General features: G+C 40.9%; 23 protein-coding genes. All 23 read right to left on the bottom strand.

Annotated features, from left to right (window positions below; genetic code table 11):
• The gene (gene smpB, locus ACLN19_RS01000; protein WP_413382148.1) at positions 1-468 is read right to left on the bottom strand and encodes an SsrA-binding protein SmpB; all 468 of its coding nucleotides are present in this window, start codon (positions 466-468) and stop codon (positions 1-3) included.
• Positions 469-498: 30 nt separating this feature from the next.
• On the bottom strand, positions 499-2,778 hold the full coding sequence (gene rnr / locus ACLN19_RS00995; protein ID WP_413382145.1) for a ribonuclease R: 2,280 nt from the start codon (positions 2,776-2,778) through the stop codon (positions 499-501).
• Between the two features lie 70 nt (positions 2,779-2,848).
• Positions 2,849-3,085, bottom strand: coding sequence for a preprotein translocase subunit SecG (secG, locus tag ACLN19_RS00990; RefSeq protein ID WP_413382143.1), 237 nt, complete (start codon positions 3,083-3,085; stop codon positions 2,849-2,851).
• A gap of 46 nt (positions 3,086-3,131) precedes the next feature.
• A complete protein-coding gene (rpmG, locus tag ACLN19_RS00985; protein ID WP_413382140.1) occupies positions 3,132-3,278 on the bottom strand; it encodes a 50S ribosomal protein L33 in 147 nt (48 codons plus the stop codon).
• A complete protein-coding gene (locus tag ACLN19_RS00980) occupies positions 3,275-4,483 on the bottom strand; it encodes an MFS transporter (protein WP_413382137.1) in 1,209 nt (402 codons plus the stop codon). Before ACLN19_RS00980 ends, rpmG begins: the two co-directional genes overlap by 4 nt.
• Before the next feature lie 6 nt (positions 4,484-4,489).
• Positions 4,490-5,104 (bottom strand): dephospho-CoA kinase, encoded by a 615-nt coding sequence (gene coaE / locus ACLN19_RS00975; RefSeq protein ID WP_413382134.1) that lies wholly within the window; start codon positions 5,102-5,104, stop codon positions 4,490-4,492.
• A complete protein-coding gene (mutM, locus tag ACLN19_RS00970; protein ID WP_413382131.1) occupies positions 5,101-5,922 on the bottom strand; it encodes a DNA-formamidopyrimidine glycosylase in 822 nt (273 codons plus the stop codon). Before mutM ends, coaE begins: the two co-directional genes overlap by 4 nt.
• A 167-nt stretch (positions 5,923-6,089) precedes the next feature.
• Positions 6,090-7,520, bottom strand: coding sequence for a CHAP domain-containing protein (locus tag ACLN19_RS00965; protein ID WP_413382128.1), 1,431 nt, complete (start codon positions 7,518-7,520; stop codon positions 6,090-6,092).
• Complete coding sequence (gene srtB / locus ACLN19_RS00960; protein WP_413382125.1) at positions 7,513-8,355, bottom strand: class B sortase; 843 nt, start codon at positions 8,353-8,355, stop codon at positions 7,513-7,515. The genes ACLN19_RS00965 and srtB (ACLN19_RS00960) overlap by 8 nt, the downstream gene beginning before the upstream one ends.
• Positions 8,356-8,479: 124 nt before the next feature.
• Positions 8,480-9,433, bottom strand: coding sequence for a class B sortase (srtB, locus tag ACLN19_RS00955; protein ID WP_413382122.1), 954 nt, complete (start codon positions 9,431-9,433; stop codon positions 8,480-8,482).
• A gap of 31 nt (positions 9,434-9,464) precedes the next feature.
• A complete protein-coding gene (locus ACLN19_RS00950; RefSeq protein WP_413382119.1) occupies positions 9,465-10,700 on the bottom strand; it encodes a DUF7601 domain-containing protein in 1,236 nt (411 codons plus the stop codon).
• A 50-nt stretch (positions 10,701-10,750) separates the two neighbouring features.
• A complete protein-coding gene (gene lepB / locus ACLN19_RS00945) occupies positions 10,751-11,278 on the bottom strand; it encodes a signal peptidase I (RefSeq protein ID WP_413382116.1) in 528 nt (175 codons plus the stop codon).
• On the bottom strand, positions 11,278-13,572 hold the full coding sequence (locus ACLN19_RS00940) for a vWA domain-containing protein (RefSeq protein ID WP_413382113.1): 2,295 nt from the start codon (positions 13,570-13,572) through the stop codon (positions 11,278-11,280). The genes lepB and ACLN19_RS00940 overlap by 1 nt, the downstream gene beginning before the upstream one ends.
• 179 nt (positions 13,573-13,751) lie before the next feature.
• Positions 13,752-14,648 carry a GTPase Era gene (gene era, locus ACLN19_RS00935; RefSeq protein ID WP_413382110.1) on the bottom strand — a complete coding sequence of 299 codons (897 nt, stop codon included), beginning with the start codon at positions 14,646-14,648 and terminating at the stop codon, positions 13,752-13,754.
• Between the two features lie 46 nt (positions 14,649-14,694).
• On the bottom strand, positions 14,695-15,096 hold the full coding sequence (locus ACLN19_RS00930; RefSeq protein ID WP_413382107.1) for a diacylglycerol kinase family protein: 402 nt from the start codon (positions 15,094-15,096) through the stop codon (positions 14,695-14,697).
• Positions 15,077-15,574 (bottom strand): rRNA maturation RNase YbeY, encoded by a 498-nt coding sequence (ybeY, locus tag ACLN19_RS00925; protein WP_413382104.1) that lies wholly within the window; start codon positions 15,572-15,574, stop codon positions 15,077-15,079. The genes ACLN19_RS00930 and ybeY overlap by 20 nt, the downstream gene beginning before the upstream one ends.
• Positions 15,575-15,671: 97 nt before the next feature.
• Positions 15,672-16,721, bottom strand: coding sequence for a PhoH family protein (locus ACLN19_RS00920; RefSeq protein ID WP_413382280.1), 1,050 nt, complete (start codon positions 16,719-16,721; stop codon positions 15,672-15,674).
• A 76-nt stretch (positions 16,722-16,797) separates the two neighbouring features.
• Positions 16,798-17,856 (bottom strand): hypothetical protein, encoded by a 1,059-nt coding sequence (locus tag ACLN19_RS00915; protein WP_413382101.1) that lies wholly within the window; start codon positions 17,854-17,856, stop codon positions 16,798-16,800.
• 10 nt (positions 17,857-17,866) lie between these two features.
• Entirely contained in the window at positions 17,867-18,082 is a 216-nt protein-coding gene (locus tag ACLN19_RS00910) for a YozE family protein (RefSeq protein ID WP_413382098.1), read from the bottom strand.
• A gap of 84 nt (positions 18,083-18,166) precedes the next feature.
• Complete coding sequence (locus tag ACLN19_RS00905) at positions 18,167-19,042, bottom strand: CvfB family protein (RefSeq protein ID WP_413382095.1); 876 nt, start codon at positions 19,040-19,042, stop codon at positions 18,167-18,169.
• An 88-nt stretch (positions 19,043-19,130) separates the two neighbouring features.
• Positions 19,131-19,688: a ribosome recycling factor gene (frr, locus tag ACLN19_RS00900; RefSeq protein WP_413382093.1), complete on the bottom strand. Its 558-nt coding sequence runs from the start codon at positions 19,686-19,688 to the stop codon at positions 19,131-19,133.
• Positions 19,689-19,691: 3 nt separating this feature from the next.
• Complete coding sequence (pyrH, locus tag ACLN19_RS00895) at positions 19,692-20,426, bottom strand: UMP kinase (protein WP_413382090.1); 735 nt, start codon at positions 20,424-20,426, stop codon at positions 19,692-19,694.
• Between the two features lie 91 nt (positions 20,427-20,517).
• Complete coding sequence (locus ACLN19_RS00890; protein WP_413382087.1) at positions 20,518-20,703, bottom strand: hypothetical protein; 186 nt, start codon at positions 20,701-20,703, stop codon at positions 20,518-20,520.
• Positions 20,704-20,728 lie beyond the last annotated feature (25 nt).

Here is a 20,728-nt window from a genome sequence, read left to right as displayed (position 1 = left end):
TTAACGACTATTAAAGGCTTTCATCTGACGGGCTATATCACGATTTTGGTCACGGCGCTTAATTGACTCACGCTTATCATAGTCATGTTTCCCTTTAGCAAGCCCCAATAAGACTTTTGCAAATCCATTTTTAAGATAAACCTTGAGAGGCACTAAGGTCATCCCTGTTCCTTTAAGTTCTTTTTCCAGATGAGCAATCTCACGTTTTTTAAGCAAAAGCTTTCGCATACGCTCAGGATCTTGATTCCAGATATTGCCTTGCTCATAAGGAGTGATATGGACGTTAACAAGCCAAGCTTCTGCATTTTTTATTTGTGCATAGCCGTCTTTTAAAGTGATACGACTAGCTCGGACACTCTTGATTTCCGTTCCTGTCAATACTATCCCTGCCTCAATGGTCTCTACAATTGTGTAATCATGTCTTGCCTTTTTATTTTGGGCAAGAACATTATCTTTTTCCTTTGCCATGATTCACCTTGCCCAGCTTTGCTGGTCCTTCTACTTATTTCCTTTAGCTTTCTTCTTTTTTATCCCTTTGTAAAAAGCTTTCTTAGGCTTTTTGTGGCCCTCAGAAGTCGGTTTGCGACGCTTTTCTTGACGCGATTTCTTTCGGTTTTTTGATGGTTTAGCTACTTTTTCAATCACATCAAAATCACTAGCCACATAAGCAAAATCAATATCACCTGTCTCCTTGTCTGCTCGTGTCAGCGTCACCCGAATAGGCTGACCAACACGAAAGACCTTGCCAGACTTCTCACCTTGTAGCGACATGGTACGCTCATTGTACTGATAAAACTCAGGTAAGGTAGTGATATGGATAAGCCCCTCGATAGTATTTGGCAACTCCACAAAAAGACCAAATTTGACGACACTTGAGATGATCGCATCAAAGCTCTCTCCGATATGCTCTTCCATATACTCAGCCTTTTTCATCGCCTCAACCATACGCTCAGCATCAATTGCACGACGCTCTAAGCTAGAGCTTTCCTTGGCAATCTCTGGGATAATAGCACTAAAATGCTCGCTAAGGGCTTTATTGTGATGATACTCTCTGATCATGCGGTGTACCAGTAAATCAGGATATCTCCTAATAGGGCTAGTAAAATGCGTATAGTAATCAGCTGCTAGCCCATAATGCCCATGATTATGCTCTGAATACCTAGCTTGTTGCATCGAACGTAACAACATCATTGATAAAACGTCGCTACCTGGCTTACCTTCGACTTTTGTCATAAAGTCTTGCAGGGCTGACTGGCTAATCTTAGTCGCTGTCCCTCTGATACCAATCCCAAAAAGGCTCGCATAATCCATAAACTTTTGCAGTTTTTCAGCCTTAGGTTCTTCGTGGATACGGTAAATAAAGGGAAGGTGAGCCTTAGCAAAATGCTCAGCAACCGTTTCATTAGCTGCTAACATAAATGATTCAATCATCCGCTCCGCTATACCACGCTCACGCAATTGAATATCCACAGGTACGCCTCGTTTATCGACGATAATCTTAGCTTCCTGTGTATCAAAATTAAGAGCTCCTCTATGAGTGCGCATGTTCTCTAAGATCTTATGTAGAGCCACCATATAATGAATACTATCTACAATAGGCTCATACTCTGCCATTAACTCTTTATGACCTGCGATAATCGCATTGACATCACTATAAGTCATCCTAAAGGTCGTCTTAATCACTGATTGGCAAATCTGATAATCCACCACACGACCTTTTCTGTCTATCTCCATCAAGCAAGACTGTGTTAAGCGGTCCACCTGCGGGTTAAGAGAGCATATCCCATTTGACAAGCGCTCTGGAAGCATAGGAACAACTCTGTCAGTCACATACACTGAAGTCCCACGCTTCAGAGCCTCACGATTTAGTTTGGAGCCTTCTGTGACATAGTATGAGACATCAGCAATATGAACGCCCAACTCAAAATGCCCATTAGAAAGTAGCTTAATATGAACCGCATCATCCAAATCCTTAGCATCTGCTCCATCAATCGTAAACGTTGTCTCTTGACGTAGATCAACTCGCCCAATCAAATCCTTCTCACTAGGTCTTTCAGGAATCTGATTGGCTTCTTCTAGGACATCTTCTGGAAAGGCAGAGACAATATCCATTGATTCTAAGACTTCAAGAACATCAATACCCACATCATCCTTATGTCCGATAATATCACGGACACTACCGACAAAATAATCATAGTGTTTACTTGGATACTTATCAATATCAACCTTGATGATCTCTGTTCCATCAAGGACAACAGGCTCTTTTTTAATGTAGATTTTCTGAGTGATTTTTTGATTTTTCGATAAGATATAACCAGCATATTGTGGACGCTCATCGTCTAGGACAAATTTGCCGACAACGGTCTTTAGACTCCGCTCCACAATACCTACAACTTTAGCTTCGGCCGCTGTTCCTTTTAGGCGATTGGCTGGTTTTTTAATGATAACCTCAACGACGTCACCATCAACAGCATAGCCCACATCACTTCTGCCGATAAACATATCCTCTTCATCATCATCAACGGTTAAAAAACCAAAACCCGCCTTATTAGCACGAAAAATACCTTGAATAGTGACCTGCTCTTTTTTAGCTTTTTGAGGACGCAAAGATAGCTGTCCTTCCTTATCAAAACGAATCTGTCCCTTGCTCTCTAGATAAGACACCTCCTTAATCAATTTTGGAAAGGCTTTGCTTCCTGTCATCTCTAGGCTAGTAGCAAGGTCATTGACGCTACTTTTACCTTTTTCATTTAAATAATCAATAATCCTTTGTTTCATCTCGTCTCATTTCTATATCTCTTGTGGCGTATGGATAAAAAAGGAGCTAGACAAGGGTCAAGCTCACTTTTTACTTACTTGATAATAGGACAAGCGCCAGTGCAATCGCCAGCCAGAAGAAAACCAAAATGGCTGTCAAACGTTGCATAAAGGCTTCAAATCCTCGTGCCTTGCTACGCTCAAAAAGGGCTTCTGAACCACTGCTATCAAAGACATTGCTACTTGGATTTTTTTGGGGTTGCATAAATACAGCAATAATGATAATGGCTGATAAAACCAAGAGCAAGGTCAATAGTAAATTATACATGTTTTGTCCTCCACACTAATCACAACCAATTGTACCACAAAAGCCCCTAAGATTCAATATGTAGGGTGACTTTTCTCTCCTTAGGGCAGTACTTGGGTACTTGGATTTTTTCAGGATGATTGTGTTTATTTTTACTGGTTAAATAGTTGGTGCTACCACAAGAGGTGCACTTTAAATGTATCTTAACTCTCATGTGATCTCCCTAACGGTTAGATAATGTCTAAAATTGAGCAAACTCCATATCAAATTACAACACACAATGGCCGCAGTTACAAAGAAAACAGAGCGATAACCAAAGCCATTTGCCACACTTGAGCCTACCATAGGTCCCAACACTTGCCCTAGATAGCTAAACGTTTGATTATAGCTAAAAATACGCGAAATGCCCTCCTTCGGGCTCATCTTACTTAAGAGTGAATTGACACTTGGCATCAAAGCACCTGTCCCAAAGCCATAATAAAAGCGTAGTATAGCTAGCTGAAGTGGCGTCCTTGCTAAACCACAACATAGATACATTATAAAACTGTAAGCTAGCGCTAGCAAAAGTAGCCTATGATTGCCAATACGATCTCCTAATTTTCCCAAGCTAGAGCTGCTAAGCATGCTAGAAAAAACCATAGCAGACACGATAAGCCCTGAGGTAAAGATAAGATGATCTCTTTGCCCTAGATGCCTTACATAAAGGGGGAAAATCGGCGAGATGGATTGTGCTGATAGGTAGATAATCATACTGGTCACAAAAAGCCCAACTAGGATATGACGATTGCTCACTTCTCTAAAAACATCTCGTGTCGGCATGACATCTTTTGCTTCTGTGACGTTGACATCTTCTTTGATGGCAACTAAGGTCAATAAACTACACAGTAACAATAGAGCCCCCACCACTAAAAAGACATTCCTAATTCCTAGCCATTGAGCTAACAAACCACCTAGAAGAGGTCCAATGAGACTACCAGCTGTCACACCTGTTGCTAAGGTGCCTAAAGCGTAGCCTGAATGTTCTTTTGGTGCCTGCGAAGCGATTAAGGCAGTCGCATTAGGGACATAACCAGCAAATAAACCGTTTAAAATCCTCAGTAGCAAAAGCCAGTAAACATTTGGCACAAAGGCTAAACCTCCCATAGTCACGGTCATAGCAAAGCTAGCGCGCACCATCATGGGCTTTCGACCATAACGATCTGCCAAACGCCCCCATATAGGAGAGACAAGGGCTGAGGCTAGGGCAGATAAAGCGACCGCAAGTCCTGCATAGAGCGCTACCTTATCTGACGGGGCATCAAGCTCCTCGACATAAAGAGCCATAAAAGGCATGACCAAGGAAAAGCTGGCCCCTGTAAAAAAACTACCCAACCAAGCAATCACTAAATTAAACCGCCAATTGATATCTTGTCTTGCCATAGCCAATCACCTCGTGCTTTCTATCCATTTATCTAACCGAAGTAACTCTGCTTTGACAAGCGCTTCTAACTCACTTTTAGTCCCGTTATTGTCAATCATGTGGCTGGCATAAGGGCGCTTTTCAGACAGTATCATCTGACTTTTAAGACGTTGTTTGGCATCTGATAAGCTATAGTGATTACGCTTCATCAGGCGCTCTAGCTGCTTGTCTTCATCAAGACTAACCAGCCAAATCTCATCAAACCAGCTTACATAGCCTTTTTCAATCAGCAAGGGAATATCCATAAACACAACATCGCTAATCCTTGCCATAGCCTTATCACGTTCGTTTGCTAAAGCACTCTTAATCACATCATCTTGTACTTGGTTTGATAGCCTTCTTTTAGCCTCATCTGAAAAAATCAATTGAGCAAGCTTAGGGCGATCTAGCTCACCATTTTCTGCTAAAATCCCGCGACCAAACTGCTCTAGTAAGGCATTATACAGTCTGCCACCTTTTTGCTGCAAGTCATGCACCAGCTTATCTGCATCAATCACTGTATAACCTGCTTGCTTGATCAAGCTTGTAACCGTAGATTTTCCAGATGCTATCCCTCCTGTGATACCAATCAATCGTGTCATCGCTTTTGACAGGACGGGCAAAAATGCGTCCCTCTCCCTCCTACTTTGATTTTTTCGATAGGACTAGCACAACGAGGACAAGGCTCACCTGTTTTGCCATAGACCTGCAAATAATTCTGCATTGTCCCATCTTTTCCTAAAGCATTTTTATAAGTCCTAATGGTAGAGCCTCCCTTATCCACAGCAAGCTGTAAAATACGGATAATCTCTTCATGAAGATGATGCGCTTCTTCTCTAGAGAGGCTGTTGGCTGCTCGCTGGGGATGGAGCTGGCTTGCCCATAGCACCTCATCCACATAGATATTGCCTAGACCAACAACCAAGGTCTGATCTAACAGCAAGGACTTGAGCGGTTTTCGATAACGGCTCAAAGCGTCTCTAAATGCCTCTTCATCAAAATCGTGATTAGTCGGTTCTGGACCTAGCTTTTTCTTGGTAAAATAAGCATCTAGCTCTGCTTTTTTCAGATATTCAAAGGTCCCAAACTTCCGAACATCTTGATACACTAAGGTCGAGCCATCATCCAAATGAAAAAAGAGATGAAAATGCTTATTTTGAGGCACATCATCCTTAAATAAATGGTATTTGCCCTCCATACGAAGATGCGATACCACCACACCTTCGTCAAGCTCAAAGAGAAGGTATTTTCCCCGTCGTAAAATAGCTCGAAACGCTTGACCTATCAAGCTTTCACAAAACAATTGACTATCATACTTAACCATCTTTGGTACTTTGATTATAACATCTGTGATACGGCGCCCTACAATAAGATGCTCAAGCCCTCGTCGGACAGTTTCAACTTCTGGTAATTCTGGCATAACTCTCCTTTGAATCGTATGACCTTATCAAGAAACAAGAGAGCGCATCTGCACTCTCGCCTCTAGACATTCTATGATTTCATTTTACCATAAAATCATCTCTTTCACACGGCTAAGACCATGAAAACACGAAAAATCATGGTAAGAGCTCTTACCATGATAAAGAACTATGTCAGGCTATGTCCAATAACATAGCTTAATGTTTTAGCTTCTTGAGCACTAAAAATGCGATAAGATACCCTACCAAGCCCCATGACATTTGACTCTGAGATAAGGATAGAGCCATCAGGATTCACCGCCTCAACAATGGCAACATGACCATACTGAGCATCTGCACCTGCTTGACCTGGTAAAAAAGAAACGACATAACCTACTGCTGGCTCACGTGTCGTCTCATAGCCTGACTTATACTGCCAATCAGCACCATTTCCCATATAAGCATCAAAGCTATAGCCTAACTCACGCGCACGATGGTAAGCATACCAAGTACATTGACCATAAGGATAAGACGAGACCGTATAGCAAGACGCATCAATAGCTTTAGATAAGTGATACCCTTCTGGTAAGTCGCTTAGTGAGATACCAGCATTTATCAGATCAGTCGGCTGTATCTCAGGTGTCCCTCCATGACTGTCAATCCAGTCATCTAAAGATTCCATAATCTCTGAGCGACGCTTACCTGTTCCAGACGTATCAGAAAAATAAATACCCCCTTCACTAGCGACATCCAATTGCCCTAAGGCTAATAACCTTGCCTTGTCGTCTTGACGCTTAAAGCTGGTATTCTTTTCGTTGATAATCGTGGTCTCCACCAAGGCACAGATAGCCTCCTCATCAGTTAACATCGCTTCTTGACTACTTGATTTCTCAAAAATACCATAGCCAAACATATTGGCACCTTCTACGGCTGCTCCTTGCGTTCCCAAGGCACTCTCTGCGATCGCAATAGCGACAATCGCTCTCACATCCATACCACTTGCCTCCTCAAAGGCTAATAGCTTCTCGCCATTGATACGTGCCTTGTCATAAGCAATTCCTGTCGTCTCCAAAAAACCATCTAGCTGCTCAGCCGTGATACCGTAGCGGTGTGTCAAAAGATTGTGCGTATAAGCATCTCCTGTTGACCATTTATTGACATACAGTTGAGAAGAAACCGAGCTCGGTAAAAAAGCCTGCTCCAAGCTGTCCTCGTCACTATCAGTAACCTTTTCTTCTAAGATAGGGGAGTTGACAGTAGGGTAGGACAAGCTAGGGCGTAAAAGACTACCTTCTTGGCTAGCAGCTTCCTCTTTTGTCTCACTAGACTCTTGGTTAGCCTCATCAACAGAAGGTTGTGACTCACCAATAGAAGGCTCTGTGACATCTGAGTCTAGTGAAGGCTCTTTGGAGCTTTCATCGAGACTGTCACCACCAATAGCAGGGCTCTCCTCTCTACTGCCATCATCCATGGGCATGTCCACTTCTACATTATCATCTTTAGAAATGCTCACCACACTATCTTCACTCGTCAGCTCGTTGGCAGAGACTACTCCTGTCAACGAAGGCAAAACCAAGCTAGACAGCATCAACACTGTCATCCATTGTCGTTTATTATACATCTATTCTCCTTAATTGTCGTCGTAAATAAAGCACCAAACCTATCAAAACAATGAGCATCAAGCCTAAAACAAGACTTATCACCCACAAAAGCCACAATGGTACTTGCTCAAGCTTTTGTATCCATCTATCAATGCTTTTGATATGCCTTAGTCTTTGGTAAAAATTACTCAAAGCTGAGCTGGAGTCCTTGGTCTTTGAGGGATTACGGGCTTTCTCAAAGGTATCTTTTTGAGGTGTATCTGTTATCTTAGCCAGTAAAATATGACGCCCATTAGTAACTTCTGTATAGCAAGTACTCATCAAAACGATGTGATCCTCTGCTGATAAGCTGATAGGACGTTTTTGGACAGCTTTAGAGAGAAGGTAGCTATAATAACTACTGCGCTTACTTTTATCAACATTTATCTGATAAATAGCTTCATCATAAGCATCAACCTCTAAAATCGCAAAAATCTCCAATCCTTTTTCAACACCGTTGTAATAAAGGCTACCGTAAGCATGCTCCTTGAAAAAAGTCTCATCACAAAAAGACTTAATCTGCCCAAACACCTCACCTGTCGGGACATGATGCCCGTAGATAATAGTATTGAAATCCTCAAAATTAGCTTGACTACGGTAATCTAAAAAAACAGCACCAGTGCTACTAGCCCTACCTGTAGCATCCATCGATAGGTATTTTTGATTGTCTGTTGTCTGCACCAAAGGATAGTCAATCTGAGTCCCATAGATACTCAACCACCCCACAAGCTCAGAATTGATACGTTTTAGCTCCGAAAAGCCTGAGCGATCACTAACACTTAGCAGATCAGCCTTCTGTAGAGCACTAGCTGACACATCAGACCTACCAAGCAAGAAACATAAGCTTATCACACTTATGATTTTCCAAAGAGCACTCACCTCAAACCTCCTTTATCAGATACTAAACCACTAAAACAACTAAGAGAAGCCCTTAGTTGTTTTACGGTTTTTGCTGCCTTTTAGCTCTTTTGAGATAGCGACCAAGTACAAACAGCAAAAGGATAATCATCATCAACAAGCCTACAATAATGAGATACCAGATAACCAAAGGAATACTTCGTAATAGCTGTCCTAGCGTTGACTTCCCAAATAAGTAATAAGGGAAAACGTCGTCATCACTCTTAGCAAAAGGATTGGAGACGACAGTATCGCTCACCTTGGCCAGTAAAAGCGTCCTGCCATTAGCTTTTTCTAAAAAGCAAGTACTCATCAAAATAAGTTGGTCATTGGCTGATAGAGTAACATCACGCTTATGGAGACTTTTAGAGAGTAGATGATGGTAATAAGTTAGACGATTGTCTGCTCCGTAAATCCCTGGCTGATAAACCGTCGTATCATAAGCGTCAACATCTATAGCTGCAATGATATCAAGACCTTTTTCAGCACCATTATAATAAATGCTACCATAACGATGTGCCTCAAAAAAAGCCTGCTCCCTAAACTTATCCAGATCCCCAAACATGACCCCATCCTCAACATGATGCCCATGAATAATCGTATTAAAATCATCAAAGTAAGGACTACTACGATAATCGAGAAAAAGTGCTCCTGTTACGCTAAACTCTCCCTTAGCATCTTTGTTGAGATAAGTGTCATTATCACTTGCCTGTAATAAAGGATAGTCAATTTGGGTGCCATAAAGATTAAGCCAACCTAAGACATCTTTATTCAGTTGCCTTAGGCGCTCAAACGCTGAAAAGGAATCCAGATTGTCCTCTTGTTGAATACTGGTAGGCTTATAAGTTTGGTAATAAGAAGACGATGCCCTACGCCCGACTTCTCTAGAATCCCAAAGGGCATAACAACCAAAGGCAAAGACCAGAGCAGCTAGGCACAACATCAACTGACTAAATAAGCTATCTAGCAGAGCTACTAAGCGCCTGTTCCAGCTCATCTTTTGGTTTCTCATGGCCATAAGCTATTGATTAACGATTACGCTTCTTTTTAGCAAAGACGATAAAGGCTGTCGCACCTAGTACAATCATCACAGCAAATGGTAAGTTTTTAACCAAAAAGCCAGTTGCCGTCACGTTATTATCCTCATAAGCATTGGTCACGGCCACAGAATTATCGTGTTGTCCAATCAAGAAGCCACCTTTATTATTGGTCAACTCTAGCGTTTGTGATAAGGTTCCTTTATATTCATTAGCACTATTTGTCTCGCTATTTTCAACCACAAGTGCTGATGGGAGATAATTGATAGTACCATCTTCGACCAAGGTATAGCGAAGCCCTGATGGAAGGCTAGCAAAGTCTAAGAATTCACCTGCTTTAAGAGTAAAATCCAAAGTCACTGTTTTAGTATCCTTATCAAGTGTTAACTGATACACTTTATCAGCAACATCGATGGTATTGCCAGCTGCATCTTTGGTCTTGACTTGAGCGGTGTAGGTACCAGCTATCGCTTCACGGACACTTTCATTACTTGGTGTTGTAAAAGTCAGTGAAAATGAGAAATCTTTTGACTTATCCGCAAACTCACCTGTCACAACTTTTGAAATATCAAAAGAAGACAGTTCGTTGTTAGCTCCTGGGTTTTTACCAGCTTCTTTGATGTAAGTATTGCTAAAGGAGAGCGAATCCACTTTTTCTGTCTCACCTTCTTTAGTGAAATAGACTGAAGAGATATACTTACCGTCTCCATCATCTTTGACGATGACGTGCATCTCATAAGTCGTCTCATCCCAAATCATCTTATCGGTATAAGTCCCTGTGCTACTATCTGATGGATCATTCGGAGTAAATCCTGAATTTAGCTGACTATCAGTAGTCTTATCAGTCACCTCTTTAACCTTATAGACATACTCACCTGTCCTTGTAAAATCAACATCTTTAAAGATGTCCTCTGTTATCTTGCTGACAGCACCAGTCTGATAATCAGTCTCTGTATCTGCTCCTGTAAAAGAAACGCTAACAGGCGATAAATCTGGATAATCCGTTAGAGGGACGCTAGCAGTTCCCACCCCTGTAAAGTAAAAACTAAACGTAGCACTAGGAAGGGTCACCCCTTCAGCAGCGTTGAGTGTTTTGGTAATCTCAACGGCATCATGCTTAACCTCAGCCAAAACAGCTGGACTGGCAGTTGCCATAGCTAAGACAGCTGCAGCTGTCATCAGACCAGCACTGGTACGTTTGATTAACTGTGATGTTGACATATTCATAACTAAACTACTCCTTATCATATTATGTTGTTTTCAGAATTCAATACATGTTAAAAGCCACGTCGTCTCAAAAACATCACCACCTTTCCATCTGTATCCTCCAAAGCTATCGTCCCAAAGATGCGACTATCTGTCGCTTGGTTACGATTGTCACCTAAAACAAAGATATGATTTTTAGGAACCGTCAAGGGAAAGGTGATGCCTTTCTCATACGGCAGTGTCTCTCCGATAAGCTCATCTTCTTGCTGCAATGCACCATTGATAACTAAGCCCTTATCAGTAATATCTACCTTATCTCCGCCTGTTGCTACCACGCGCCCAATGACAAGCCTATCCTGATAAGTATAAGCTGCTAATTCACCGACTTGATACTGCTTATCCAAGCGATAATAAAGCACTAAATCACCATTTTTGATAGCTGGTGTCATGCTATTGTCACCATAGCGTACCAATCCAAATAAAAAGTAATAAATAAGTGCTAGCAAAAGACCGACAAGAGCCATTTTGCCAAAGAGATGAGCTAGATCTGACCAAACCGTAGCTTTTTTAGTCCTAAGCCTAGTCTTGTTATCTCTCATCATCGTCTCATGCCTATCTTTCTAATGATAATACAAACAAGAACAAGAAGTCCTACCACACTTGATACCGCTATCAATAATCCAGAAGATTTGGAGTGATGCTTAGTACCTGTGCTGACGATATCTGGCATAGTGTTAGTAATCTGAACAGCTTGATTGCTATCTAAGGTCCCTGTGGCATTATCATAGCTGACTTGATAACCATAGCTACTCTCACTATCTTCTACAACCGCATACTGAGTCCCAAACGCTAAGTGTTTAATCGTCACTGTCTCATTATGCTTGAGGGAGATTTGAGCGCTACCATCTTTCAACGACACTTTTTCACACTTATCATCTCGAAAGAGCTCAATATCTCCTGTAAGAGCTTGTCCATCTTTGTCCTTTAGCGACAAGGTCATGGTAAATGGCTTAGACTTATCACCATTCTCTCCGACAACTGTTTTCGTCAGACTTAACTGTGGCAATAACCGATTGGTAATAGTGACTGTTTTTTGTTGAGATACTAGGACACCATCGGCTTGATCATAACTCACCTCATAGCCAGCTGCTGACTCATCTGCTTCTTTGACATGATAGCTTGTCTCTAAGGGTAAATGTTCTATTTTTTGGGTCTCACCTGCTTTTAGGCTAAGACTAGCTTTGCCATCCACAAAAGAAATGCCCCCATACTCCCCATTTAGCCCCTGTCCTTGGTGACTAGCCTCAATCAAAATCGTAAACGCCTTATCACTACTTTCTCCTTCTAGGTGTTTTGTGATTAGTAGGCTAGGCAGTTGGCGATAAGTCACTCGGTAAGACGGTTGTGCGCTACTTCCGAGATTTTCGACCGTTTTGGTGAAACCCTCAATATCTGAAATCACTAACTCATACTCATGTCCCTTAGCCAGATGATTAAAGCTAGATTGCCAGTTTTCTTTAGTCACGCTGACATCACGATAGATAGCCTCTGTCCCATCTTTTGTCAATGCCGCATCAACACTATCTGGAATCTGGCTCTCGTCATAAGTCTCCCAAATAATCTCAATAGGAGCACTTAAACGTGTCGGCTCTACCACAGGCTCATCAGGATAGGTCTGCTCATAGCTAGTATTATCATACGTATAGGTCACCTTAGCACTGTCATTTGAAGGTAGATTAGTCAGCTCAGGATGATCAGCAAAGTAGTCCTGTCCATACTGACTAATCGTCACATTAAAGCGTAATTCGTACATGGATTGGCTGTCCATTTGATAATTATCCGCAAACGTCGCATGAACTTCTACCTTACCTTGGCTATTACTTTGGGTGCTAATGCTTACCTGGCTACTATCTAAAACAGTTTCTACGCCATCTTTTATCCTAACCACATGGCTATTTTCAGCTCCATCTGGCATTAACATCACATAATCGCTTAAGACATCGGTAATGGTCACATCCTTATAGTTGAGCTCAAGGATGTTATTCGTAATACTACCTAGTGCCTCTAAAAGTTGGGCTTGATTGATCGGACGGTAAATCGCTTGAGCTTCTAAATTGGATAGGTAACTATGAATGGTTTCTAAGTTTGATGAGCCATTTGAAAAGTTAATCGAATAAAAGCCATTTAAAGACGAACTTAAGTGATTGATTTCCTGTTTAATCCCTGCTTGGATGTTAGCTTTATCATCATCATCGTAATGAGCGTTACCCTGATCATCACAGTACATATTTGCTGCACCGTCTGTGAGAAGAATGACAACTAACTTGGCATCTTCTCGCTTTTTGGCAGCCAGTTGATTAGCTCTATACAGACCAGCTTGAAGGTTGGTTTGCCGACCTGACCAGGTTTGTAGTGTGTTAACACCACTCTTAGCTTGTGTGACATCACTTGTCCAATCAGTAACAACACTAGCACTACTATAAGCCGTATCATTCTTTTGCCCTGCAAAGCTGACTAGAGAAAAGCGATTGTCACCATTACCTAAAAGGCTATCAATCAAACCATCCTCTGTCTGCAAGGTTTCCTTTAAAACATCTAAACGACTCAGCTTAGTACCTAGCAAGGCATTTCGCATACTTCCTGAGGTATCCGCTATAAAGATGACATCTAATGGATGACTGGTCGTTATCGTCGTACTACTTGGAATCAAACTCAGGCGTAATTGATAATCATCATCACCCTCTAGCTTATGAATCGTTTTTTTGATAGTCGGTGCAGCGTTGCTATTATCAGCCCTAGCACTGACACTAAACATGCCTAAGGCCCCTGCTAAAAAAAGCATCGTCATCGCACAGACGTATAACATGCGTTTGACCTTTTGCGTTGAGAACATCTTTCCTCCTTCTCTTATCTAAGCAAGCGTTTTCTCACAAATCATTATCTAATATTCTATACTAAATCCTCCTTTTTGTCTAATAATTATATAATTTATTTTTCATAATCTAGTCATTTATTTCTCATTTTAATCTAGCACATTTTGAAAGCATACAAAAAAAGGCTTTACAGCCTTTTTTAATAATCTTTTTGACGATAGCCAAAATCAGCTAAATCTAATTTTTTATCACGCCAGTTCTTTTTGACTTTCACCCAAGTCTCTAAAAAGACTTTATCTCCAAGCATCAACTCGATATCACGGCGAGCAAGACTTCCAATTTTCTTAAGCATAGCTCCTTTTTTACCGATGACGATACCCTTTTGACTATCTCTCTCCACCATAATAGTCGCTCGGATATGGACTTTATCTGTCTCTTCGTCACGCTTCATTTCATCGACCACGACTGCTACAGAATGCGGAATTTCCTCACGTGTCAATAAAAGTACCTTCTCACGAATCATCTCTGAAACCAAAAAGCGCTCTGGATGGTCAGTGATTTGCTCAGCTGGAAAATATTGAAAACCTTCTTCTAATCCATCACTTAAGATAGCTAATAAGGTCTCGATGTTATTGCCTTGGAGAGCAGAGATAGGCACGACTTCTTTGAAGTCCATCTGTGCTCTGAAATCATCGATTTTCTCTAATAGTTGATCTGGATGAACCTTATCAATCTTATTGATAACCAAAATAACAGGCACTTTAGCAGCCTTTAGGCGCTCAATAATCATATCATCGCCCTTACCACGTGCCTCGTCAGCTGGCACCATAAAGAGAACCGTATCAACCTCTCGAAGCGTACTGTAAGCTGACTCCACCATAAAATCCCCTAAAGCCGTTTTGGGCTTATGGATACCTGGCGTATCAATAAAAACAATTTGTTCACTATCTGTCGTGTAAATTCCCATGATTTTATTGCGAGTTGTCTGTGCTTTATCAGACATAATCGCAATTTTTTGCCCCATGACGTGATTTAAAAACGTTGATTTTCCTACATTTGGACGACCTAAAATCGCCACAAAACCTGATTTAAACATATATTTTAAGGGGATAACAAATCCCTTATCCTTTCCACTTTAAAATCTAATTAAAGATAAGCTGCCAAATTTTGGGTACAAAAATCAGCAAGCCTGTCACAAGAGCAAATCCTGAGATGACTAAAACCGCTCCTGCAGCCATATCTTTTGCATTTTTTGCCAATAGCGAAAAATGATAGCCACTTGCCAAGTCAACTACATTTTCAATGGCCGAATTGATAATCTCAAACGTAATCACCAAAAAAATACTCAAGAACAAAAAGAGCCACTCTATCAGCGATACTTGAAAAATCAATCCTGCAATCATCACTAAAACCGCTGATAAGAGGTGCTTACGCATATTGCGCTCCTCTTTAAAAGCTGTCACAATACCAGTAATGGCAAATTCCATACTGGTAATCAAATCGCGGTTTTTCCATTTTCGTTGGTTATTGTCGTGTAAGTCCATAGGCACTCAAAATCTCTTCTTGTAGTGTAAACATCTCTTTTTCTTCCTCAGGAGTATAGTGGTCGTAGCCGTTGATGTGCAAAAAACCATGCACTGCTAAAAAGCCCATCTCCCGCTCAAATGAATGCCCATATTCTTTGGCTTGCTCGTGTGCTTTATCCACAGAGATAAAAAGCTCACCAATATAAGTGTCAAACTCAGCCAACATCTCCTTTAGGTCCTCATCAGCTTCTAGATCTTCCTTGGCCACTACGATAGAGGCTTCTGGTTTATATTCTAGGCTAATCACATCTGTCGGACGATCGGTATCACGATAAGCTAAGTTTAATTCATGACTTCTTTTGTTATCAACAAAAGTGACTGCCATCTCCTTATCTTCTTTACCTGTCTTTTGAGCAGCAAAAGCTAATAAATCAAGGGTTTGCTTTTTGATGTCTTCTGAAACGCTTTTTGTTTCATCAATCATTTCTACATACATAATCAATCTCACATTCCAAGTCTGATGTTAGCTCTATTATACCATTTTATGAGCATTTTTTATACTAAAAGAGGGATAGATACCCTCTTTTCATACGTTATAAGTCTTTTTTAGGATCAAGATGAGTGTGTTCAATCACTTGATACTCAGCAAAATCTTGATTCTTCTTATCTGTCTTCACATCAGGCTCATCCTTACTTTTAGAGTCATAAGCCTTGATGATATCAGCTACGACAGGATGACGCACAACATCCTTAGCCGATAAATACACAAAATCAATTTCCTTAATCCCTTGTAACTTACGACTAGCGTCTATTAAGCCCGAGGTGACATTTTTAGGAAGGTCAATCTGACTGCTATCCCCGTTGACAATCATTTTAGAATTAAAACCTAGACGTGTCAAAAACATTTTCATTTGCATGATAGTTGTATTTTGCGCCTCATCTAAAATAACAAACGCATCTTCTAAGGTCCGCCCACGCATATAAGCTAAAGGGGCAATTTCGATAATCTCACGCTCCATCAAGCGTGTCGTTTGTTCTTTCCCTAGAATCTGATAAAGCGCATCATAGACTGGACGTAGATAAGGATCAACCTTTTCCTTTAAATCCCCTGGTAAAAAACCTAAGCTCTCACCAGCTTCCACTGCTGGACGTGTCAGAATGATACGCTTGACCTGTCCACGCTTTAGGGCCGTCACGGCTAAAGTCACCGCCAAAAAGGTCTTTCCTGTCCCAGCAGGACCAATACCAAAGACGATATCATGATTTTTGACGCTATCGACATAGGTCCTCTGCCCCAAGGTCTTTACACGAATGGGTTTACCATAACTATCTTTGATGATTTCTTCTTCGTAAAGCGCTACAAATTTATCAATAGCATCTTGGTTGACCATATTAAGTGCCGTAACGACATCAGAGGTATTGATGAGCATGCCACGTCCGACAAGGACAAGGAGCGCCTGAATCACCAAACTCGCTTGAGTAACCGCCTCCTTGTCCCCAATGATTTGAACACGCTCTAGCCTAGCGTGGATAATCACGTCTAATTCTTTTTCTAGTAATTTTAAATGACGTTCATTGCTCCCAAACAGACTCATCATATCATCTGGATGATTAAGAGCAACCTCAACAGAATAATCTTGCAAATTCATTCTCCTTGATGTATTTCATTCATTATATCATTTTCTCAATCTGATTGAAAAGTCACAAGTGTAGGCTAAGCTAGTCTTTTGACTGGTCAAAACTGTCTTTTAAGGCTTGCAGTTTATCCAGAGAATCTTGTGACATAGCACCTGTTATCTCTAACATATGTCGTTTTTTGATGGCTTTAGCCTTCATATCTTGTGTCCTTGGTGGCAAACTGGCTTTCTTAAGCTTGAGCTTGTCATCTTGTTTTGCTAGCTGTTTTGAAGCCGATAAATCTTGGTCAACTCCAGCCGACTCAACGACTTTCTGATCTGCTTTATGAAATTTAGTCCTAAAAAGACCTACTAAGCGCTTGAGTTTTTTTAGAAAAGAGCTCTTTTGCACAGAAAGATAAGGCATATAGACTATTTCTTGTAATGGGTAAAATCGCTCCACATCACAATGATAGCTCATCTCAACAACAGACCTTGCCTCTAATGTCCATACATCCCCATCAAAGTGAGCCCTATGAGGGAGTCGAAAGAGCATTTGTTGCTCTTTTTCTTTCCATCTTGTTTCATAAAGCCTCTCAAACGTATTTAAAAAAGCTTGCGATAAATCTGTAATATAAAGAGGATGGTCACGACTCGCTAACTCCCGACGAATATTGATAACTCCTGTCACCAATAATCGTCGAAGCTCTTTTGCGATTGACTCAGACAAATAAACACGCTTATTATCTCTAGCATAGTCCTCTCTAAGGTAAAAGGTACGCTTTTTAAAGGTTCTTTGCCGATAGGCATCCTGGTAAAAGAGCTGCACTCGATTATCAGACCACTTCTCAATCACTTTTAAAGCCTGATAACTCTCAAAACTAAAGCGTGTCCAAGACTCATTTAAACTCTTATCAATACGTGCTCGCAACGTCTGGCGGTTACTTCCTTTATAATCAATAGTCGGTACCGCTAAGTAGGGAACAGTAGCCTTGTGATCACTAAAACGCAAGACCTTATAATAATATCTATCGCGTAAAACGACGATATAAAAGGACCCCCTTTTACCGATACTCGTCTTTACAAGAAGCTTTTCTCCCTTTTGAAGGGTCTCAGCCACCAAGTCCAAAATCAGCTCATACGTTTTCTCCAAATCTTCCATTTAAACTGCCTCAATGCCACTCATACATATCCCAAATAGCATCAAAGTCACTTAGATTAAAGCTACCATAGACATTATCTTCTAAATAGCGGCTAATCGTCTCAAAATCGTGACTTTGTCTTGGAAAGGCTACATCTTCAAAAACCAAATCCGCTAATCTTGCTAGGGCTGTGTCTGCATTGCTATGGCGGTGTGTCATCAGCCATGTGTAAAATGATTTTCTCATCCCTAAGACTCCTCTCATCGTCATCATCTGTACTTTTTTCTATTGTAACAAAAAAAGAGCGTTAGGGAAAACCCTAACCTCTTTTTAATCTTGAGATGGTCTCGCTTCTAACAATTCTGTCCCAAGACTATCTTGCTTGATTTTCTTTGCCTTCATCAAACCACCTAAAGCTTTTTTAAACTGTCCTTTAGAAATACCAAAAGTGGCTTTAATCTCTTCTGGAGAAGATTTGTCATTTAAGGTCATAAAACCACCATTGGCACTTAGATAGGTCAGTATCATCTGCGCATCATTTTCAAGCATCTCATAAGAACGTGGTTTCAAAGAGAGATTGAGCGTACGGTCAACCTCACGAAAACCAATGACACGTACATCAAGGACTTGACCCAAACGTGGCTCTGTGTAGCGCTCATTAGGGTGAATAAAACCAAGCATATTATTTTCAGGAAGGTAAACAAAGGTCCCTGATAGTTTGAGTCGATACACAATAGCTGGCCAATTTTGATTGTGCATATTGTCATAAGCAGGCTGTGCTAAGCGTTGAAAGACTTCTGCTGGCGCTGGATAAGCCCACATACGTCCCTTTTTATCCAGTTCATAGCGCACATAAAGCTTATCTCCTTTTTTAGGCCATAGCTCCTTTAAGTCAGGTAAGACATCTAAGGAGATGACGACTTCTTTATCAGGTAGCCCAGTATCAACAAAAACACCCAGGTCACGACGTACCTCCGTCACAACTCCCCATCCATAATCAGTAAGACTCGCTTTTTGAGGAAGGGTTGTTAGACGTGGTTTTTGATGTTTATCCACATAAGCAAAGCCCTCCACCATCTCACCAATAGCATACTCTCCTTCTGCCTTATCTAAGGCAAAGGTTATTCCTTCTTTTTGTACAAAGTAATAAGATGTATTCTCATCAGTCACCATTGCTACGATAGTCGTTGCTAGTAAATTTTCCATTGTAAACTCCTCAAATCATTTAAAAAAAGGCAATGATAAGTCACATCATCTTGGCGAGCTTATCATCCACCTCCTTTTTTATCATAGCTTAAACTTCTAACAATTCTTTTTCTTTGTTAGCTGTCATTGTATCGATATGCTTAACAGCAACATCAGTCGCCGCTTGAATATCCTTTTCAAGCTTTTTCAATTCGTCTTCTGTGATTTCTTTGGCTTTTTCTTGCTTTTTAGCTTCATCCATAGCATCACGACGGATATTACGGATAGCAATTTTAGCATTTTCACCCACTTTTTTAACATCCTTAGCCAATTCCTTACGTGTCTCCTCAGTCAAGGCTGGGATAACCAAACGAATAACTGAGCCATCATTAGCAGGATTGATACCAAGATCAGACTCATTGATAGCACGCTCAATATCTTTGATAGAACCTTTATCAAACGGTGAAATCAACAATACACGAGCCTCTGGCACAGTGATAGAAGCCAGTTGGTTAAGAGGAGTTGGGGCACCATAATACTCCACTTCAATACGGTCTAATAAAGACGCATTTGCACGTCCAGCACGAATACTTGCAAATTCACGGGCTAGAGAATGATGTGATTGCTCAAAACGCTCATTTGCTTTATCAATAATAGGGTTTGCCATAATTTACTCCTCAGATACTTTATTTGAAACGGTTGTACCGATTTGCTCACCAAAAACAACACGTTTGATATTACCAGACTCATTCATATTAAAGACAACAAGGTCAATATCATTGTCCATAGAGAGCGTTGACGCAGTAGCATCCATAATCTTAAGGCCACGCTTAATCACTTCCACATGCGTCAATTCGTCAAATTTAATCGCATTAGCATCTTTTTTAGGGTCTGCATTATAGACACCATCTACGCCATTTTTAGCCATCAAAATAGCTTCTGCTTCAATCTCAGCTGCACGAAGAGCGGCTGTTGTATCCGTTGAAAAATACGGAGATCCTATACCAGCTCCAAAAACAACAATACGATTTTTTTCGAGATGACGCAGGGCACGTCCTCGAATATAAGGCTCTGCAACATTTTGCATCGGAATGGCAGTCTGCACACGTGTATCGACACCATATTGCTGAAGGCTATCTGCCATTACCAAGGCATTCATCACAGTACCAAGCATGCCTGTATAGTCAGCTTGGACACGGTCCATACCAGCCTGCGCCGCTGGTTCACCTCGCCAGAGATTGCCCCCACCGATAACTAGAGCAATCTGCACGCCTGATTGGTGAACTTCTGCAATCTCCCTTGCCATAGCTTGAACGGTTGGTAAATCAATACCAACACCCTTGTCACCAGCCAAAGCTTCACCTGATAATTTAATCAAAATACGATGATATTTTGGTTCAACCATTTTTTCTCTCCCTTGTTTTATCCTATTTATTTTATCATATTTAGGGGTAATCTCCTAGTCTTAGGAGCTACTTTTTTTAGAGAGAGCTAGGTTATTTTTCCTTTAGCCAGTTTTGATAACGTTCTAGTAGATTAACAGCCATTTGACTAGCTAGAGCAACTGAAAACGCTTCTGTACCTTCTAAATAATCCTCTGCGACTTCTTGCTTTGTCTCATTGTAGATAGAAGATAGACTCTCTTGCGACAAGGTTTTTTTAAATGCTTCAAATTCTTTCATAGTATTATCCTCTTTTAATCTTACT

This window comes from Streptococcus lishijunsis, from assembly GCF_047290665.1.
Taxonomy (GTDB): Bacteria; Bacillota; Bacilli; order Lactobacillales; family Streptococcaceae; genus Streptococcus.
Note: the sequence above shows the minus strand (reverse complement) of the source record. Positions and strands in the feature narration are given on the sequence as shown.

Excerpts from the sequence above, each read along its gene's own strand:
- smpB (WP_413382148.1), bottom strand. The coding sequence starts at position 468 with ATGGCAAAGGAAAAAGATAATGTTCTTGCCCAAAATAAAAAGGCAAGA.
- rnr (WP_413382145.1), bottom strand. The coding sequence starts at position 2,778 with ATGAAACAAAGGATTATTGATTATTTAAATGAAAAAGGTAAAAGTAGC.
- secG (WP_413382143.1), bottom strand. The coding sequence starts at position 3,085 with ATGTATAATTTACTATTGACCTTGCTCTTGGTTTTATCAGCCATTATC.
- rpmG (WP_413382140.1), bottom strand. The coding sequence starts at position 3,278 with ATGAGAGTTAAGATACATTTAAAGTGCACCTCTTGTGGTAGCACCAAC.
- ACLN19_RS00980 (WP_413382137.1), bottom strand. The coding sequence starts at position 4,483 with ATGGCAAGACAAGATATCAATTGGCGGTTTAATTTAGTGATTGCTTGG.
- coaE (WP_413382134.1), bottom strand. The coding sequence starts at position 5,104 with ATGACACGATTGATTGGTATCACAGGAGGGATAGCATCTGGAAAATCT.
- mutM (WP_413382131.1), bottom strand. The coding sequence starts at position 5,922 with ATGCCAGAATTACCAGAAGTTGAAACTGTCCGACGAGGGCTTGAGCAT.
- ACLN19_RS00965 (WP_413382128.1), bottom strand. The coding sequence starts at position 7,520 with ATGTATAATAAACGACAATGGATGACAGTGTTGATGCTGTCTAGCTTG.
- srtB (WP_413382122.1), bottom strand. The coding sequence starts at position 9,433 with ATGAGCTGGAACAGGCGCTTAGTAGCTCTGCTAGATAGCTTATTTAGT.
- ACLN19_RS00950 (WP_413382119.1), bottom strand. The coding sequence starts at position 10,700 with ATGAATATGTCAACATCACAGTTAATCAAACGTACCAGTGCTGGTCTG.
- lepB (WP_413382116.1), bottom strand. The coding sequence starts at position 11,278 with ATGAGAGATAACAAGACTAGGCTTAGGACTAAAAAAGCTACGGTTTGG.
- ACLN19_RS00940 (WP_413382113.1), bottom strand. The coding sequence starts at position 13,572 with ATGTTCTCAACGCAAAAGGTCAAACGCATGTTATACGTCTGTGCGATG.
- era (WP_413382110.1), bottom strand. The coding sequence starts at position 14,648 with ATGTTTAAATCAGGTTTTGTGGCGATTTTAGGTCGTCCAAATGTAGGA.
- ACLN19_RS00930 (WP_413382107.1), bottom strand. The coding sequence starts at position 15,096 with ATGGACTTACACGACAATAACCAACGAAAATGGAAAAACCGCGATTTG.
- ybeY (WP_413382104.1), bottom strand. The coding sequence starts at position 15,574 with ATGTATGTAGAAATGATTGATGAAACAAAAAGCGTTTCAGAAGACATC.
- ACLN19_RS00915 (WP_413382101.1), bottom strand. The coding sequence starts at position 17,856 with ATGGAAGATTTGGAGAAAACGTATGAGCTGATTTTGGACTTGGTGGCT.
- ACLN19_RS00910 (WP_413382098.1), bottom strand. The coding sequence starts at position 18,082 with ATGAGAAAATCATTTTACACATGGCTGATGACACACCGCCATAGCAAT.
- ACLN19_RS00905 (WP_413382095.1), bottom strand. The coding sequence starts at position 19,042 with ATGGAAAATTTACTAGCAACGACTATCGTAGCAATGGTGACTGATGAG.
- frr (WP_413382093.1), bottom strand. The coding sequence starts at position 19,688 with ATGGCAAACCCTATTATTGATAAAGCAAATGAGCGTTTTGAGCAATCA.
- pyrH (WP_413382090.1), bottom strand. The coding sequence starts at position 20,426 with ATGGTTGAACCAAAATATCATCGTATTTTGATTAAATTATCAGGTGAA.
- ACLN19_RS00890 (WP_413382087.1), bottom strand. The coding sequence starts at position 20,703 with ATGAAAGAATTTGAAGCATTTAAAAAAACCTTGTCGCAAGAGAGTCTA.